Genomic DNA, 18,358 nt, shown 5'->3' with positions numbered 1-18,358 from the left:
GGTTGATGCGTCAGCGGCAGCTTGGTAATGCCTTCGTTGAAAACATGCTTGTCGCCTTGACCGGCTGAGCTGCGAAACCCGACAGAGACGCGCGACTTGATCAGAGCTATGCGAGGGCCCGCCACAGCTGAGGCCTGATGTGTTGCGATGAAGATCGTGACCGTAGATCGGAGAACTCTGCGCTTCGAATTTTATCGAACGTCAGGCTGCCGCATCCCACCTTCATGTTTTTCGAATTCCGGAATCGCGAAGCTTGACCCGCAGATGCGGGCGACCCTTTTCCATCAGCATAAACCCAACTACCGCCAGCATCGGTTTGGTCATAGACGCGGATGCGAATATCGCATCGACGTTCCTCTTTGTGGATCGAGGTCCGTACGCCTTGTAGCGAACCATTGCTGTCTCTGGCGATTGCAACAACCGCGCCCGGTACCCGCTTGCCTGCGATATCGCGATCGAAGAACTCGTCTAGTCTGGCAAGCCGCTGCTTAGAAACTCCGTCGTCATTGCCATCACCTCGAGCAGAGGCGCGGAGTATGCCGAATTGTAGCTGATTCCGGCAGCCGCCGCGGCCATAACAGGCCGCGTTCACTGTGTCCTCGCCAAGGACGGACGGATCTGGCTTGCAATACTGCTGCTCGCTCATGATCGGACATGTCTGGCCGGCCGTCACGTCGCGGGCGATTCGAACCGGCGAGGTGTGCCTGCCCTCATGTGCCTCTCCTGGCACAGCATTTGTCGATGAGGGTTAAAGTGAAAATGACGACAAAGGCGAACATCACCATACCGCCGGCAACCCAACTTGCCTCGCGCCAGCGCGATGCCTGGACATAGTCTATGACGTAGGCTGACAACACCTTGGTGCGCCCAGGAATGTTGCCGCCGATCATCATCACGACGCCGAATGTGCCGATCGTATGAGCAAAGCCAACCACGGCAGCCTTGAGAAACTCCAGTCGCGCTAGCGGCAGGCCGATGGTAATAAAAGCATACAACGGAGAAACACGCTGACTGCCGACAACTTCCAGCGGACCGTCGCCTATCGCAACAAAGGCATTACGGATCGGTTGCACCACCAAAGGGAGCGCCGAGAGGACCGATCCGACCACGATTCCTACAAAAGTAAAGGCGAGCGTGTGCTCGCCCCAGAAAGAGGCGAGAAGGCCCCCTGGACCGTTCGGGCCGAGCAGGACGAGTACGCAGAAACCGAGCGCAGTCGGCGGCAGCACAAGTGGCAGCGCGATGATTGTCGCTACCGCGTCGCTCAAGACCGTCTTTGAGCGTGCTAGCCACCACGCGAGCGGCGCGCCAACAACCAGGAGGATCATCGTCGTCACGCTGGCAAGCTCGATCGTGAGCGCAACGGACTGCCAGATCTCCGCCGAAAAAGCATCCATGTGCGTCAGCCCCCCGGTGAGAGTACGTCGTCATACCGGCTCAGCGATCGCCTGCACGTCCGGATCGCTGAAGAATTCGGCGTGCATCGCCTATTGGTCCGGTCCAACCTCCAAGAACTGGGCGTCTTTCCAGATTGACTCGCAAAACCGCTCGCTAACAGCCGGCGCATACCCGCTTCGCTGCCTGTTAGCGGCGACAGTGCAGTGGAGCAGAGGTCAGACTGTCCGGTATCTATCAATCGATTAGCCTGCGGGATGGGCGCACGCTGTATTAAGTTCTGCTGCGAGGCTTCCGACTTGGCGAACACATTCGTCGTGTTCGCCCCAGCCGTCCCTTCCGAGGCGACGACTCGACGGCAACTCGACAGCATCGTGAACGACAGCGGCTTGCGCGTATCCGCGCCATTCAGGACGTTCGAAGTCAAATTCGCCTCAGAGGTGAAGTGATTTTCCGGAGCCGCAGGGCCGTTCTCAAGCAGCCGCCTCGGGCGAACGCTGTCGCCCCGGCGAGACGCCTGAAATTTCGCGGCTTGCGGGGCTTGGCTATGGAGTTCGGTGCTCGCGGTAATGTTCAACACGGTCTCGGGCCGCTTCGCCCGTTTCGACAACGCGACAGGCTCATCGTGCGGCATGCAGCATTTGGTGACGGTTGCCACATTGAGGCGCGTCGTTTCTGCGAGCAAGAGCGGCATCGCAAGCCTCATCGGAAACTCCTGTGACAGGGCCGCTTCGACCGGTCTGACGGCGCAGCTCCTCGCTCGCTATCCAGCAATCTCTGTGCCGCTTGCGAAGTGTGGCGTGCGTGGAAAAAACGCGCATAGATACCAACGTCGCTGTGGAGTGGACCTAACGCGCTGTCAGGTTTCCGGCATCTCTGTTCTCAAGCAGACAGCGACGGCACAATGAAACGGTAGAGTTTGCCGCCCGAGAGATGCTGTTGGAGTTTTACAACGCTCCGTGTCAACTCGACGCAAATCTTTATGTCGATCTGCTTCGACGAATCGGCTGGTTTGTTTTGGGTCCCTCAAGCGCGAGCGCGATCAGCGCAAGCAACCCGCCACAGTTCCATTGCGAGAATAACGCGACTGAAAGTAATGCGCTGAACTTTTGTCTGCCTTGAAGAAAGACAATTGGGCGTCGCCGACCGTCTTTATCCGGCACCCCTGCGTGCGCTGTCTTATGATAGCGGGGCACAAACTTGGGACATGCGTTAGTCGTGCCGAGAGTTCGGCCAGGACATGCCGCCGAAATCAACGCGTTGCAGCGAACCTACAGCGCGTCCGGGCGATGCAGCATATCGACGGTGATGGTGCCGCTGGCGCGCAGATCTTTTCGTTCGCGTGCTTTTGCTGCTCGCTGAAGAAGACGTCGCGGTGGTCGACCTCATGCGCGGGAGAAATTCGCCCAACCGTCCGGCTTCACCGGGCCATGTACTGCTGGACCGGAGCACGCTCGCCGTCATCCAATTGCCGCCACTCTGTTCGAACTCGCCAGTACAGCCGGCGCCAGTCACGCTGGTCTCGTCCGGCCTGACAAGAAGGTCGAAAACGAACGGTCAAAGCTGCCAAGGCGGAATGATCGAGTTGAGAAACCATCGCAGCACTGCTTTTGCGAGACGGCCAAAGGCTCACCCAGGGCCGAAGGCAGATACGCCCTACATCGACCAAACCTTCCTACCCGCACCGTTAGCACGGGTCTGGAGACGCCCCCGTGCACGAACGAGCTCTACCGCGAGCAAACACGCAGTGCCCCGCGCGCCAAATCAAAGGTTTCCTAACGAAGCCAAATCTAGCCTTGATCGCGCCACGCTTCCATCGCGTGGATACCTGCGATCCAAACAATCAATTTTACCAATGCAGCGCATTGTTGCGTAAACTCAGCACGCGACGCATACCGATCACACTGAGCTTCCACGCCGAGACACGCCTCCGCTAACTTACCCTGCCAGTGCAAGATATGTGTCGCTCTGAGCAACGCCTTCGCATTCGGACATGCCAACGCCGTCCGAGTATTCAAATGAACCTCGCCAAAAGGCAGATGTTTCCGATGGCCGTTTTATAGGCCGCAGGTTAGGCGTCTGGTGCAAATCTTGCTTGACGAAAACGATAACGTAATTGAACGCCTGCCTTTGGAATGACGCGCCGGCTCTCGGAACTGTCTTCAATCGGACACGGCTAAAATGACAGCCTCGCATGAGGCCGGCGCCTCTCAACGATGCGGCGGCCCGCATTCGAGTGTATTCGGGAAGGAAGCGTCATGACCACCATGGCAACTGCGGCACCCGCGCGTGCGTCGCAAACTTGGTATAAAATTCTCTACGTCCAGGTGTTGATCGCGATCGTGATTGGCGTCATCGTCGGCTGGCTATGGCCATCAGTTGCGACCAACGACTGGGTCAAGGCGCTCGGTGACGGCTTCATCAAGCTGATCAAAATGGTGATCGCGCCGATCATCTTCTGCACCGTCGCATCCGGCATCGCGCATATTCAAGATGCAAGGAAAGTCGGGCGCGTCGGCGTCAAGGCGTTGGTCTATTTCGAGATCGTCTCCAGTTTTGCCTTGGTGTTGGGTCTTGTCATGGGCAATCTGGTCCAAATCGGCCATGGCCTTGCGGTCAAAGCCGATGCTGCGGCGGCCGCCAATTACGTCAAGCAGGCGGAAGCCTCCAAGACGGTGGATTTCTTTCTCAATATCATTCCCGAAACTGTGGTCGGCGCCCTCGCTCGCGGCGATGTCCTGCAGGTGCTCCTGTTCGCGATCCTGTTTGGCTTTTCGCTGATGGCGCTGGGAGAGCGTGGAAATAGGCTGCTCGGCATGATTGACGACGTCGCGCACGCGGTGTTCGGCGTGATCGCCATCATCATGAAAGTGGCCCCGATCGGTGCATTCGGCGCGATGGCCTTCACGATCGGCAAGTTCGGGCCGGCGGCGCTGGGTAATCTGATCGGTCTGATCGCGCTATTCTATGCCACGGCCGCGGTCTTTGTGGTGGTCGTGCTCGGTCTGATAGCGCGCATCGTCGGCTTTTCGATCTTCAAGTTCATTGTCTATATCAAGGACGAGCTTTTGATCGTGCTCGGCACCTCATCCTCGGAAAGCGCGCTGCCGCAATTGATGGAAAAGCTCGAACGACTGGGCTGCTCCAAGCCCGTGGTCGGCCTCGTGGTGCCAACCGGCTACTCCTTCAACCTCGACGGTACCAACATCTATATGACGCTTGCGACATTGTTCATTGCCCAGGCACTCGGGGTCGATCTCACCTTTGGCCAGCAGCTCACGATCTTGCTCGTGGCAATGCTGACCTCGAAAGGGGCAAGCGGCGTCACTGGCGCGGGCTTTATCACGCTCGCAGCGACATTGTCGGTGGTCAACCCGGCGCTGGTGCCGGGCATGGCAATCGTGTTCTCGATCGACAAGTTCATGAGCGAAGTGCGAGCTCTTACCAACATCACCGGCAATGGCATTGCCGCTGTGTTCGTGTCCTGGTGGGAAGGCGAGCTCGAGCATGCGACGCTACACGCCCGGCTCAAGCAGCCCACCGATTCCACCGGTATCGACATCAGAAACACAAGGAGGTAGGCCCCCGCATTTTTGGCCGTGATTTCAGGACGCGTCGAAACAACCTGAAGCTACGTGGGCTTCAAGCCCCCATCGCTGTCGCGTCGAGCCTGGTTGGCTTTCATACCCGTTTCAGGATGCGGCAAATCCTCGCAGCTTGGTGATCTACCGCCGCTTCAAGAACCTTAATGCGCGAGGCGCCGCCGCCCATGATTACCGAAGACGTGTTTGGCGCGGCGTAGGCGCCAAGCTTTGGCCGTTCAGGCTTGGAAATTCCAGGGCATAAGAGCATCGATCTTGAGAGATCGGCCAACGCCGCGCGATCCGTTCGAGAGTTTGCGTGAGCCATCCGATTGAGCGACACGGCGAGCTCTCGATCAGGCCAATGACCAGCGAGTTTGCGAAGCGCGTCAACGGCCGTGGGGGCCATATCCCCCGTATATCGGCCCGTCTTAACGAGAGCAACACGAACCTCCGTGTGCCGGCCGCCGGTCCGTGGATGAGCAGATCCGTCTCATTGGTATTGTCATCGAGATCGCAAACAATCTCTCGGACAACGATGTGCACCAACCGCTGCTTGGTGCGTGTGTCCGTGGACGGTGCATTCCAAACCTGGAGGACTTCGCCCGTGCCTCGAAGGCAGCATAGAAGCCGCCACAAGCAACTGTCGGGTCCGCTGCGTGTTTCGGCAATTTCCGGACAGCAATTTCGGTAATTCGCGGACAGCGATTTCAGTAATTCCGGGACAGGGATTCCGCTAAATCGCGGACAGTTGCGGGAGGTTGGTTTTCGGGAGCGCCGTTCAGGCAATGTTCTCTCTCAAGCTGTGAGTTTGAGAGGGGCAATGCCGAGACGGAAGCAAGCGAAACGAACCACTGTGAAGGACCTACGATCGATCCTGAGGCTGACGTACGAGCAGGACCTGTCGGTTCGGGAGATCTCGGAACGGCTGCAGATCAGCAAGAGTTCGGTTGCCACCTACCTGCTGCGAGCGCGTGAAGCGGGTTTGAGCTGGCCGCTGCCGCCGATTTACGAGAGCGAGGCGGCCTTGCAGCGAGCCTTGTTCCGGCGGGTCGGGCGGCCCCCGCAGGACTTGAGCGAGCCTGAGTGGCCACGGGTGGCGCAGGAGCTCAAGCGCAAGGGCGTGACGCTGACGCTGCTGTGGCAGGAATACCGGACGGCGCATCCCGACGGCTATGGTTACACGTGGTTCTGCGAGAAGTTTGACGCCTATCGGCGCCGGGCGAACCCGACCTTCCGTCATCGCCACGCGGCGGGTGCAGTGATGCAGACCGACTATGCGGGTCCGACGGTGGAGGTGATCGATCCGCAAACCGGCGAGATCCGTCAGGCGCAGATATTTGTCGCGGTGCTCGGGGCCTCGTCGCTGACCTTCGCTATGGGGAGCTTCGGTCAGCGACTACCAGATTGGATCGAAGGCCAGACCCGGGCCTTGTCGTACTTCGGCGGAGTTCCCAGGGCGATCGTCTGCGACAATCTGAAGGCCGGGGTCGTCAAGGCGTTGTGGTTCGAGCCGACGCTCAACCAAACCTTTGCCGCCATGGCCGAGCACTACGACACGACGATTTTGCCGACCCGCAGCCGCAAGCCGCGCGACAAGGGCAAGGTTGAAGGCGCGGTGCTGATTGTTGAGCGCTGGATTCTGGCACGGCTGCGCCATCGGCGGTTCTTCAACCTGACCGATCTCAATACTGCGATCGCCGGTTTGCTGGAGGAGCTGAACCATCGGCCGATGCGCCATATCGGCAAATCCCGCCGGCAGCTGTTCGAGGAGATCGAGCGCGCTGCGTTGACGCCGTTGCCGGGCGAGCCGTTCGAATACGCCGAATGGAAAACGGCGAAGGTCCACCCCGATTATCACGTCGAAGTCGACAAGACCTTTTACTCGGTGCCGCACCGGCTGATCGGCCGTCGGGTGGACGTCCGGCTCACCTATCGAGCCGTCGAGATCTTCCAGGATCACACGCGTGTTGCCAGCCATGTGCGCCGCTCTCAGCGCAGCGGCCATGTCACCGTGAACGAGCACATGCCCAAGGCCCATCAGCGTTACGCCAATATGACGCCGGCGAGCTTGATCAAGATGGCAGCGCGGATCGGCGTCAACGCCGCCACGCTGGTCGAGCGGATGATGCGTGAGCGCCCGCATCCCGAGCAGGGTTATCGCTCCGCCATGGGGATCATCGCCCTGGCGCGGCGCTACGAGCGCGATCGGCTCGAAGCAGCTTGCGAGCGGGCACTCGTCATCAACGCGATCAGCTACTCCTCGGTGAGCGCGATCCTCAAATCCGGGCTCGACCGCGCGAGCCCTGCTGCCGCCCCCGTCAAAGCCACCCCCTCGCACGCCAACATCCGTGGTGGGGGCTATTATCAATGAAGGAAAGGACCATCGCGATGCTGACCCACCCGACCCTCGACCAGATGCAGGCGCTCGGCCTTGCCGGAATGGCGGCCGCCTACCGGCAATTGGCCGAACAGGACAATGCCGCCGATCTCAGCCGCGACGAGTGGCTCGGCCTGATGCTCGATCGCGAAGCCGCCATGCGCGCCGACCGGCGCCTGACCAATCGGCTGGCCGCAGCCAAGCTGCGCTTCATCGACGCCTGTATCGAAGACGTCGACTTCGCGTCCCGCCGCGGTCTTGACCGGCGCAACACCCTGCAGCTGGCGCAAGGCGCCTGGCTGAAAGCCCATGAGAACTTCATCATCACCGGCCTGACCGGGACTGGCAAAACTTGGCTGGCGTGCGCCTTCGGACGCCAGGCGGCCAGGCTCGATCATTCCGTCCTCTATTTGCGTATGCCGCGCCTGTTCGAAGACCTCGCCATGGCCCGTCTCGATGGTCGCTTCCCGCGCCTCATCGATAAGCTCGCACGTGTCCAGTTGCTCATCCTCGACGATTGGGGCACCCACACCCTCAATGACCAGCAGCGCCTTGATCTCCTCGAAATCTTCGAAGAGCGCTACAGGCGCAAATCGACCTTGATTACCGCTCAGCTGCCCGTTGCCCAATGGCACGACATGATCGGCGAGCCAACCATCGCAGATGCTATCCTCGACCGGATCATCCACAACTCCCACCGTATCGCCCTCGAAGGCGACAGCATGCGAAGGAAAAAAGCTGCGCGCCCCTTGACCGACGTCGAAAACAGCGAAACGAATACCAACTGACTTCAACAACCAGGCAACCAAAAGCCAGCGCCGCCACGCTGTCCGCGATTTAGCGAAACTGCTGTCCGTCAGTTAGCGAAACCGCTGTCCCGTTTTTGCGAAATACGCAGTCCGCGGGACGCCGCCGGAGAGATGGCGGATGCCGTCTTGTCAAGACGCCCCTTAATTGCGGCTTGATGTCAATTTCTCTCTTCCTTTAAAGCCATTCGGCAACGACCACTGTCCCGGCGGACATCGCCTGGCCAGCGGACCGGACCAGGACTTCTGCCCGATCTCGCCGATCACGCACACCGCGGTTTCCGTTTGCGAGATGTCCAGCCCCACGTATTCCTTCATGATAGCTGCTCCAAATTAATCAATTGCTGGAGCTCGACGATAGCGAGAGCTTCTGCCCCGCGGCGCTGATCGCAATGACGTCATCGTCCGCAGATTTGCGAGCCGATCGATAGGCCTGAGTTCGGTCAGCCCTTACCGGGGCCTTGCGCAGGATTAGGGCACTGACCGCGCGCGCAAGAAGGAGCAGGTCCTAGCCGAGAAGGCTCGCGCCGATGAAACCGGGATGGCCCCGGTCCAGCGCCGGGCGGAGATCACGGAGGCCTCCTGCAGGCCGGACAGTGCGGAAGCGAACCGTTCGGGGCGGAGCCAGAAGGAGAAGGGCTATATCCTAGCTGGCTAGGCTAGGACCTTCATCAGGCGCAGATGGATCGCACAGATGTACCGTCACCCGCTCCACGTTTGCTGCTGCTCTTTCCAGATTAGGCGAGGCGTGCCTCATTGTTCAGCGTCAGCGTCTTTGCTGAACCGATGTTGCCCTCTGTCCACGTTGGACGTGCCCTCGCGCCACGCGGCTGAGCTCTGCGGGGGCTCCCGCGGCCTCGAGCGCCTGCGAGGATTATCGGCAGCGAAGCAAACCAGATATCTCAGGCTCGATTGTACCCATGTCAGCGCGCGATATTGAAAGGTTTAGGACAATTATACTTACGTTTGTGATGCGCCTTTCCTCGGCGCGTGTTGAGTTCAGCTGCAATCAATCGATCTTGGAACTGTGCGCGAGCGTCTCTCGGGACAGAAAGGTTTGCCCAATTTTTGCCTAAAATGTTATAGCTCTCCCGCCGCGGAAAGGCCGGACGGTCTAAGAATGCTTAACCAGATCAGCAATTTCAAACGTTCAGCCACCCAGCTTGCTTTCGGTGGCATAACGCTGGCGGTTGTGACGCAAGCTTCCTTGTACCTTCACACGCATTTCGCTGCGACGGCGTTCGCCTATTTGCTAGTGATATTACTGTTTTCGTTGATCGGCAGCTTTATCGCATCATCCGCGCTTTCGGTCGTAGCCATCGCTGCTTTGGCATACTACTTTGTGCCCCCGGCGTTCAGTCTGCGGATCGATGACCCTCAAGCTCTTCCGGTAGTCGTCGCATTCTTTACTGTCTCGATTGTCGGAACGCACCTGATCGGAAAAGTCCGCCAGGAAAGAGAGGCTGCACGTGAGGCTGCGGCCAAGCTCCGGCGCAGCGCGGCCGATTTGAAGGACCGCGAAAAGCGGTGGCGCGCAATCTTTGAACACAACCCAGCCATGTACTTCATGCTCGACGAAGCCGGTACTGTCCTCAACGTCAATACGTACGGCGCGACACAACTCGGCTATGCGCCTGCCGAACTGATCGGTCAATCCATCCTGAGAGTCTTTCTTGAGGAGGATCGCGCGTACGTTCGCAAATGCGTTCGAAAGTGCTTTGAAGAAATCGGCCAATCGCGCACTTGGGACGTCCAGAAAGTCAGAAAAGACGGCTCGGTATTGTGGGCACGTGAAAACGCCAAAGCCATGCTCTGGGCCGATGACCAGTTCATTGTCCTCATAGCCTGCGAAGATGTCACGGAACGAAAGCAAACCGAACTTGCTCTGCAGCGGAGCGAAGCCCATTTGAATCAGGCGCAGGAGCTGAGCCATACAGGCAGCTTCGGCTGGAACGCTACCACCGGCGAGGCATTTTGGTCAAAGGAGACTTTTCGAATTTTCCAGGTCGACCCGCCGACGGTTCCAGGGCCACAACTGGTCGTCGAACGCACTCATCCAGACGATAGAGCTTCGGTCCAAGAGACTATCGATCGAGTGATGCGAGACCCAAAGGATTTCGAGCATGAATACCGGCTCCTGCTGCCGGACGGCTCGGTGAAGCACATCCATGCTCGGGCGCGAGCCACGACAACCGCCACTGGTGACATCGAGTTTGTCGGGGCAGCGACGGATATAACGGCGGCAAGGCAAACAGAACGGCAGCTGCGCCGCAGCGAGGCCTATCTGGCCGAAGCCCAGCATCTTAGTCACACGGGCAGCTGGTCCTGGGACGTCTACAATCTCGACTATGTGTATCGCTCCGCTGAGGTCGACCGTCTATTTGGCTTTGAACCGCAAGAGACTGCATCGATCGAGACCATTCGGTCGCGCATCCATCCAGATGACCTGCCGCGGCTTCAGGAAGTGCAGCGCCAGGCTATCGAAGGCCAGCAAGAGCGCTTTGAATATGATTTTCGAATCCTTCTGGCAGATGGCGGAATAAGGCGCATACACTCCGTTGCTCATGTGGTGGTCGGCAGCGATGGCAACACGAGCGAACTCATCGGAACACATATGGATATTACCGAGCAATACGCCGCTAGGGAACGCCTGGAAAACACACTTTCTGCGCTGAGCGAAAGCGAGCAACGCTTTCGCGACTACGCCGAAACAGCTTCCGACTGGCTCTGGGAGACAGGACCATATCATCAGGTCACCCACCTGTCCGAGCACACCAGCTCTGCGGGAATATTGGCGACGGGATTGATGGGACTGCCTCGCTGGGACATCGCGTGCGACGTCGAGGAAAACCCTGAGAAGTGGCGGCAACATCGGGCGACGCTCGAGGCGCATCTTCCGTTTCGGGATCTCGTCTATCGCACTGTCAACCGTATGGGATCTCCGATCTACGTCCGGACGAGCGGCAAGCCTTTTTTTGATGTAGACGGCAATTTCCTCGGCTACCGCGGCGTCAGCACCGACATCACCGCCATGATTCGCGCAGATCAAGCCGAACAAGAGCTCCGAAAGGCACAGGCGGAGCTTGCGCATGTGACGCGTGTGACGACGTTAGGAGAGCTGACAACCTCCATCGCCCACGAAATCAACCAGCCACTCGCCGCGATCATCAGCAACGCCGACGCGTGCCTCGGCTGGATGGGCCGCCAGACACCAGATCTTTCCGCCGCGCGCTCTTCGGTTGAGTGGATAATCGAAGACGCAATCCGGGCCAGCGAAGTGATCCGTCGCATTCGCGTACTTGCGAAGAAAGGCGAGATCGAGATGGTACCGCTCGATATCAACGATGTTGTTAAGGATGTCATTCCTTTGGTTGCACGTGAGCTGGTTAGCCACCGAGTGACGCTAAAGACTAAGTTGACGGCAGCCCTGCCCGCGATCCTCGGTGATCGGATTCAGCTGCAACAGGTGATCATCAATCTGGTAATGAATGGGATCGAAGCCATGGACGCAGTTACGGACCGAGCGCGCGAACTGGTCATTGAGTCATCTAAGGACGATACGGCACATGTGCAGCTTACCGTGACGGATTGCGGCGTCGGGATCGCTAAAGATGATACCGACCGAGTGTTAGACCCCTTCTTCACGACAAAATCGAGTGGCCTTGGCATGGGTCTTTCGATCTGTCGCTCGATTGTGGAAGCTCATGGGGGGCGCCTTTCAGTCGTTCGCAAGCAGGGGCCGGGGGCAAGCTTTCGGTTTGACCTGCCGTTGCATAAGGAGCTCGTGCCGTGAGCGAACGCTCTGCCCCCCCGCGCGAAGGCGGCAACGCTGAAGCTTCGACAAATGCGATAGTCTTCGTTGTCGAGGACGACGTCTCGATGCGTCGGTCGCTAACGAACCTTTTTCAATCGGTCGGCCTGGACGTCGTGGCATTCGGGTCGGCCCGCGAAATGCTCCAGAGCAGGCTTCCCGATGTTGTTAGCTGCCTGGTCCTTGATATCCGGCTGCCAGGTCAGAGTGGACTTGAGTTCCAGGCTGAGCTGGCGCGGTTGAACATTCATGTTCCGATCATTTTCATCACCGGCCATGGCGACATTCCCATGAGCGTCAGGGCCATGAAAGGCGGAGCGGTCGATTTTCTCACCAAACCGTTTCGCGATCAGGAGCTGCTTGACGCCGTGGTCGCCGCGACCGAACGTGACCGCAAGAGACGGAAGACTCAGCAGACCATCGCGGAGCTGCAGGCTCTATTTGAGACCTTAAGCCCACGCGAGCAGGCAGTGATGAAGCTGGTCGCTACCGGCCTGATGAACAAGCAGATAGCCGCCGAGCTGGGGCTCGCCGAGATTACGGTCAAGATATACCGGGGACACCTAATGAAAAAGATGCGCGCCCGGTCGCTTGCAGATTTGATCAGAATGACGGAGACGCTGAGCATCCGCACAAGCCGATCCGAACAAACCTAAGTATGATTTTACAATTTCACCACTCAACCCCACTTTTCGTCCAAGGTGGCTAATGCTGTGGTGGCCGCCATTCCTGCCTGCGTCCGGAGGGTACGTCTTGTCCACGCATTTAATATCTGTCGTTGACGACGACGCGTCGGTCCGCGCGGCGACAGAGAACCTTTTGAAATCGCGTGGCTACATCGTCCAAACATTTGCGTCGGCCGACGACTTTTTGAGGTCACCGCAGTTGAACGAAACCTCCTGCGTAATTGCGGATGTGCAGATGCCGGTCACGAGCGGCTTGGACCTGTTGGCCGAAATGCGGACCAAAGGTCTCAGTGTGCCGTTCATTTTCATTACTGCCTTCCCGGACGACCGCGTGCGCGCCTCGGTCCTGAGCTCGGGAGCGATTGGCTTTCTGGCCAAGCCCTTTGCCGGACACACGCTGATCGAGTGCCTCGATGCTGCATTGAAGTAAAACCACGGCTCACGCGAGACGCTCTCGATCAGCTTCTCGGCGTCAAGCGCGCGGCACCTGCAGTAAGAACTCCTGAGGATCTTCTGGAATCAACTTCCCGAATCAGCTGGCATTGCCAGCGGTCGACTTCCTACTTTGCTTACGTCGATCCAGAACAGCGCTCCCGCCGCGAGGCTCAGGTACTTGGCATTCTGAGTTCCATTAATCTATGTAGGCTGGCGCTCGGGGTGATCTTCCCCCGGAACGGTTTCGACCGGCTTGAGCGCTTGCTTAGCGTACTGCTTACGACGCCGAAAGAGCTCCTCTCAGCCCAGCAGTTCTCTGGACTGAATTGTCGAACCATTTGCTTGCGTCTTGTTTATGATCGACGTTGGTTGGCAGGCGAAGAGCTCTGCGGGACGAACTCCTGCTCACCGCAGTGCCACTGCCCGTCACAGATGTTTTCTCTTGTCTACGGGGCGTGGTATCGCTCCGCGCCTTTTTTCAGCCCTATCTCAGGCGGCCTCTTTGCTCCTCACGAACTCTTGCGCCTCATTAGATCGCCTGGAAGACCTCCACCTCGAAGCTACCCCATATACCCAACGCGCAGAACGCCCGGTCTCCTTTCGACCGCGGGCGAACTTTTGGCCGCGCATCGCGCAGCTTATATCCGACGCAATCTATCGCGTTACGCTTACCGCTCTCATGCCCAGTAATCGCTAGCAGTTCGGCAACCACCAAACCGGCTCTCTGCATACCGTTTTCCCTCAAAACGCAGGAGCTCTTCTGATTGCAAGCCGCCGAAGGCCGCCTAACGTAGCGGAGTGCAGTACGAGACATGTTCTACGCGACTATGTTCCCGGCAGCCTATGATCACATGAAATTATCCTCGTATTCGCATGATGAGGACCTTTCTTCCATTTTAGTATCCCTTCTTTCGTTGTCGTCTACTTTGGAAAGATAGCGCGCAGCAGTACCTTTTCGCTGCCACTCCCCATCACTGTTCCTTATCCAATTGTCTGACTTCTCTGGGTCGAGAACCATATTGTCGGCATCAACCTCGACAAACCCCATCTGTACCGCACGGGCTCTTGCTTCCGGATTAGCCGGACGCAAATTGAGCAACGGCCTTTCGCCGTCCACTCGAAGTTGATGCTCGAGCAAAATATCACCAGCGTTCTCGACGAGCGGATGAACGACCTGAAGATCTACAGTCGAGGTAGTCCCAGTTCGCAAAGGAAACAGCTCCTGCCATTTTTTGACGTCAAACTCCGTCATGCTGTCGCCGCCCTCCATTCTTAGAAGCCCGACACTTCTTTCTCCTAATTGATAGCTGAAGTATCGCGCATTGCCGGAATCTCGAGTTGCTCCATAACGCTCGGCAACTTTTGCAGTTCGCCGTGCTCTTGCGGACACGAACTCCGAGTACTCCTGCGGGTTGTCGGCGATGTGCTTGATTTCCGTGCCGTAATAGGCTCGCGCTACGTCGATGAATGACGACCTATTGATCTCTATCACAGGAGGCCTTGGAACTAACGAATATGGTGTTACCGAAGGCGAGCTGCCACTGGAGCCCGGTGCAGCTATATTCGTATTGACGAACGCATCCGCGAACCTATCTGCATCCGTTTGCTCGTCAGCTTCGGCAACGCGCGAGGATTGGAACCAGGACGAGCCATTTATCTGATTATACATGCCGATTTATGCTCCCAGCGGGCATTTGCTGCCGCATTTGGTTCAGGCTGGTTAGGCCCTTCGGAGCTGATGGGCTGGCAGCCTTACCAAAACCTGACGCGAGACCGTGAATGCCCTCCAAACCTTTCGGCAAGCTTTCCTAGAGCGGCACGAACGTAATGCACGTCGCGGCGGCGTTGTCGGAATTGCGGCGAGGCTACGAGCATGGCTCGCAATGTCAGCCTATCTGGAGTAAGTTTTTCCAGCACGTTTTCCCGCACGAGCGCTCAGACCTGAGCCATTGGCGCAAACGGCTCGGCGACAAGCTGGAGCGGTTGTTGGCCGAGAGCCTTCGGGTGGCGCACGCGGCCGGTGCGTTACGCAGCCAGGACCTCAAGCGGGTCACGGTCGACACGACCGTGCAGCCGAAGGCGATCAGCTTCCCGACCGACGCCAAACTGCTGCATGCGGCGATCCGCGGGTTGAACCGCCTGGCGAGGAAGCACGGGGTCAGACTGCGGCAATCCTATGCTCGCGTGGCCAAAAGCGCAGCGATGATGGCGGGCCGTTACGCGCATGCCAAACAGTTCAACCGGCATCAGCGGCAGCTGCGCATCCTGCGCAGCCGGCTGGGCCGGATCATCCGCGACATCCGCCGCAAGACAGAGGGCCAGCCCGCACTGGAGGAGGCATTCGCCCTCCCGCTTGGCCGGGCCAGGCAGATTCGCTCGCAGCAGCAGCGCCAGCGCGGCTTCAAGCTTTATTCCTTCCACGCCCCGGAGGTGGAGTGCATCGGCAAGGGCAAGGCCAGCGCACCTTACGAGTTCGGCGTGAAGGCCTCCATCGTCACCAACATTCGCCGGGCCCCCGGTGGCCTGTGCGTGCTGCACGCCAGGTTGCTGCCCGACAACCCGTACGACGGTCACACCTTGCGGGACGTCCTTGACCGCACCGAGACACTCACCGGCTGTGCGATCGAGGGGGTCTATGTTGACAAGGGATACCGCGGTCACGACGCGCAAAATCCCCGTCGCGTCTTCATCTCTGGCCAGAAGCGCGGCGTCTTTGGTGTCATCAAGCGCGAGCTGCGCCGCCGCTCCGCCATCGAGCCCATCATCGGACACCTGAAGACCGAAGGCCACCTCGGCCGCTGCTATCTCAAAGGCCGCGCCGGAGACGCCGCCAACGTTCTCCTCTCAGCCGTCGGCCACAACCTCCGCCGTGTCCTGGCCTGGCTCAAAGAACTTTTGTGCCTGTTCCTGGTCCCTCTCCGGCAGACACTCAACTCTCCAGCTCAGCTCAATCCGGCTTCTTAACGGCCGACGGAGTAGGATCAATCGCTAATTCACCTATTGAACGGCGCCGTCGGACGCTCTCCTTCCGATGCCGCGCGTCACGCTAGACACATGTCCCGATCGCGGTCTCGACAAGTTCGGGGGAGCGCGCTGCCCTTCTGACGATTATCAGAAGTCGCGACAACCAAATCTCCGCCAACTATGACCAACTATGGACTAGCGCGAGACTACAACCTTTCAGGATTTTGAATCCGCGGAGCTGGCGCAGCCACCACAGCCTAATGGCCAGACAACGGAAAAGCACCTCGACATTGCCGCGACTACCTATTCGACGGTGACCGATTTTGCGAGATTGCGCGGCTGATCCACATCCGTCCCCATAACGACGGCAGTATGATAGGCTAAAAGCTGCACCGGGATGGCATAAACCATCGGCGTAAAGCTTCCACCCATGTCCGGCAACACAATGGTCATGAGCGTGTCCAACGTCGCTTCCGAAGCGCCCTTCGCATCAGTGATCAAGATAATGTTGCCACCGCGAGCCGCGACTTCTTGCATGTTCGAGACCGTTTTTCCAAAAACCGCGTCGTAAGGTGCGATCACCACCACGGGCACGGTCTCATCGATCAACGCAATCGGTCCGTGCTTGAGCTCGCCAGCGGCGTAGCCTTCTGAATGGATATACGAGATTTCCTTCAGCTTGAGCGCCCCCTCCAGTGCTAGGGGAGCCGATGTGCCTCGACCGAGATAGAGCACATCGTTCGACTTAGCGACATGACGTGCGAGTTTCTCGATCTGCGGCTCGATCAACAGCGCCGCAGCAATCAGCCGCGGCACTTCGATAAGCTCGCGGACAAGCTTCGATTCATCGATCTCGTGCAACTTACCCCGCTCTTTGCCTGCTGCCAGAGCAAGCGCCGCCATTACCACTAGCTGGCAGATGAATGCCTTGGTGGAGGCGACGCCGATTTCGGGTCCCGCTAGCGTCGGCAACACGGATTCGCTCTCACGCGCAATCGTCGAGGTCGGGACGTTGACCACAGATATCGTGTGCAGACCCTGGCTCTTGGCGTAACGCAGCGCAGCCAGAGTGTCAGCGGTCTCCCCCGACTGCGAAATGACGATCGCGAGATCGCCCTTGCGCAAAGGAGCCTCCCGGTAGCGAAACTCAGATGCCACATCGATCTCGACCGGCAGGCGTGCTAGTCGCTCGAACCAGTATTTGGCGATGTGACCGGCGTAGCTTGCCGTGCCGCAGGCCGTAATCGAGATGCGCTGAATGGAATTGAAGTTGAACGGCAGTTTGAGCGGCAGGGCTACGCGCTCGGCGCTAATATCGACATAATGAGCCAATGTCTGCCCGGCCACTATCGGCTGCTCGTGGATTTCCTTGGCCATGAAGTGGCGATAATTCGCCTTGTCTACCAGGAGCGACGACGCGCCGGATTTTGATGTTTCCCGGTGAACGATAGTGCCGTCCGCGCCGTAGATCACGCAAATCGTGCGGGTAAGCACGGCCCAGTCGCCGTCTTCAAGATAGGTAATGGAATCGGTCAAGGGCGCGAGCGCAAGCGCGTCCGATCCTAGATACATTTCGCCATTACCATGCCCAATCGCAAGCGGCGATCCCTTGCGCGCACCGATCAGAAGATCGTCGTGGCCTTTGAACAGGAATACCAGCGCGAAGGCTCCGTGCAGCCGCGGCAGCGATGCCTGTACCGTCTGCTGTGGCGAGTAGCCATTCAAGAGATAAGATTCAACGAGATGCGCCACCACCTCGGTGTCCGTCTCAGAGCTGAAATGGGCTCCATTCCGCTCCGATTCGGCTCTCAGCTCGCGGAAGTTCTCGATGATCCCATTATGAACGACCGCGACATTTTCCGTCGCGTGCGGATGGGCATTGCTCTCGGTCGGCCTTCCATGAGTCGCCCACCGGGTATGACCAATACCGATATGACCCGACAGCGGATGCCGGTGCAGCCGCTCATCAAGGTTTCTCAATTTACCTTCAGCGCGCCGCCGCTCGATACGGAGACCTTCGAGCGTAGCAACTCCTGCGGAGTCGTAGCCACGATACTCCAATCGCTTGAGCGAAGCGACCAACTGCCCAACGACCGGACCACGCCCCAAGATGCCGACAATTCCACACATACCGACCAATGCAACCGAAGTTCAAGGAGGTTGACGATCCTCCTACAGGAAGCTCTTCATGAAAACCGCTTGCCCGATCATAACCAGCGATCAATGTCGGGATTTGCTGCGGCCATTGCCGCCGCATTCACAAGCGTGAGCTAGGTCTCTTTCAACCATCATCGTTTCGT

The 18,358-nt window shown here is 58.6% G+C and carries 12 protein-coding genes and 2 pseudogenes; 7 read left to right on the top strand and 7 right to left on the bottom strand.

The genetic code is table 11. The features are described from left to right. Positions 1-106 precede the first annotated feature (106 nt). The 4 genes and pseudogenes from ACE103_RS07750 to ACE103_RS07735 form a co-directional block, all read right to left on the bottom strand. Positions 107-646: a hypothetical protein gene (locus tag ACE103_RS07750; RefSeq protein WP_375778947.1), complete on the bottom strand. Its 540-nt coding sequence runs from the start codon at positions 644-646 to the stop codon at positions 107-109. A gap of 64 nt (positions 647-710) precedes the next feature. After that, complete coding sequence (locus tag ACE103_RS07745; protein WP_375778946.1) at positions 711-1,397, bottom strand: molybdate ABC transporter permease subunit; 687 nt, start codon at positions 1,395-1,397, stop codon at positions 711-713. Positions 1,398-1,402: 5 nt separating this feature from the next. Beyond that, the gene (locus ACE103_RS07740) at positions 1,403-2,101 is read right to left on the bottom strand and encodes a hypothetical protein (protein ID WP_375778945.1); all 699 of its coding nucleotides are present in this window, start codon (positions 2,099-2,101) and stop codon (positions 1,403-1,405) included. A 565-nt stretch (positions 2,102-2,666) separates the two neighbouring features. Continuing rightward, positions 2,667-2,782: pseudogene (locus ACE103_RS07735) on the bottom strand (oxidoreductase); the annotation flags it as partial. 871 nt (positions 2,783-3,653) lie between these two features. On the opposite strand from ACE103_RS07735, the gene dctA reads away from it, so the two are divergent. The 3 genes from dctA (at position 3,654) to istB (ending at position 8,144) form a co-directional block, all read left to right on the top strand. Beyond that, positions 3,654-4,976: a C4-dicarboxylate transporter DctA gene (dctA, locus tag ACE103_RS07730; RefSeq protein ID WP_375778944.1), complete on the top strand. Its 1,323-nt coding sequence runs from the start codon at positions 3,654-3,656 to the stop codon at positions 4,974-4,976. An 823-nt stretch (positions 4,977-5,799) separates the two neighbouring features. After that, the gene (istA, locus tag ACE103_RS07725; RefSeq protein ID WP_375781039.1) at positions 5,800-7,350 is read left to right on the top strand and encodes an IS21 family transposase; all 1,551 of its coding nucleotides are present in this window, start codon (positions 5,800-5,802) and stop codon (positions 7,348-7,350) included. A 17-nt stretch (positions 7,351-7,367) separates the two neighbouring features. Beyond that, on the top strand, positions 7,368-8,144 hold the full coding sequence (istB, locus tag ACE103_RS07720) for an IS21-like element helper ATPase IstB (protein ID WP_375781038.1): 777 nt from the start codon (positions 7,368-7,370) through the stop codon (positions 8,142-8,144). A gap of 162 nt (positions 8,145-8,306) precedes the next feature. On the opposite strand, the gene ACE103_RS07715 is transcribed toward istB, so the two are convergent. Continuing rightward, positions 8,307-8,480, bottom strand: a complete 174-nt coding sequence (locus ACE103_RS07715; protein ID WP_375778943.1) for a hypothetical protein — start codon at positions 8,478-8,480, stop codon at positions 8,307-8,309. Between the two features lie 802 nt (positions 8,481-9,282). Here ACE103_RS07715 and ACE103_RS07710 point away from each other — a divergent pair. From ACE103_RS07710 to ACE103_RS07700, 3 genes are read left to right on the top strand one after another with little or no spacing between them, the layout of a single operon-like run. Continuing rightward, positions 9,283-11,955 (top strand): PAS domain S-box protein, encoded by a 2,673-nt coding sequence (locus tag ACE103_RS07710; RefSeq protein ID WP_375778942.1) that lies wholly within the window; start codon positions 9,283-9,285, stop codon positions 11,953-11,955. Continuing rightward, positions 11,952-12,629, top strand: coding sequence for a response regulator transcription factor (locus tag ACE103_RS07705; RefSeq protein ID WP_375778941.1), 678 nt, complete (start codon positions 11,952-11,954; stop codon positions 12,627-12,629). The genes ACE103_RS07710 and ACE103_RS07705 overlap by 4 nt, the downstream gene beginning before the upstream one ends. A 52-nt stretch (positions 12,630-12,681) precedes the next feature. Continuing rightward, entirely contained in the window at positions 12,682-13,089 is a 408-nt protein-coding gene (locus ACE103_RS07700) for a response regulator transcription factor (protein ID WP_375778940.1), read from the top strand. Between the two features lie 852 nt (positions 13,090-13,941). Here ACE103_RS07700 and ACE103_RS07695 read toward each other — a convergent pair. Further along, the gene (locus tag ACE103_RS07695) at positions 13,942-14,763 is read right to left on the bottom strand and encodes an Effector protein NopP (RefSeq protein ID WP_375778939.1); all 822 of its coding nucleotides are present in this window, start codon (positions 14,761-14,763) and stop codon (positions 13,942-13,944) included. A gap of 233 nt (positions 14,764-14,996) precedes the next feature. Here ACE103_RS07695 and ACE103_RS07690 point away from each other — a divergent pair. Beyond that, a pseudogene (locus ACE103_RS07690) lies at positions 14,997-16,058 on the top strand (IS5 family transposase); the annotation flags it as partial. A gap of 303 nt (positions 16,059-16,361) precedes the next feature. Here ACE103_RS07690 and glmS read toward each other — a convergent pair. Next, complete coding sequence (gene glmS / locus ACE103_RS07685; RefSeq protein WP_375778938.1) at positions 16,362-18,188, bottom strand: glutamine--fructose-6-phosphate transaminase (isomerizing); 1,827 nt, start codon at positions 18,186-18,188, stop codon at positions 16,362-16,364. Between the last annotated feature and the right edge of the window lie 170 nt (positions 18,189-18,358).

The organism is Bradyrhizobium sp. ma5 (assembly GCF_042258955.1).
Classification (GTDB): Bacteria; Pseudomonadota; Alphaproteobacteria; order Rhizobiales; family Xanthobacteraceae; genus Bradyrhizobium.
This window is presented reverse-complemented; position numbering and strand designations above follow the sequence as displayed.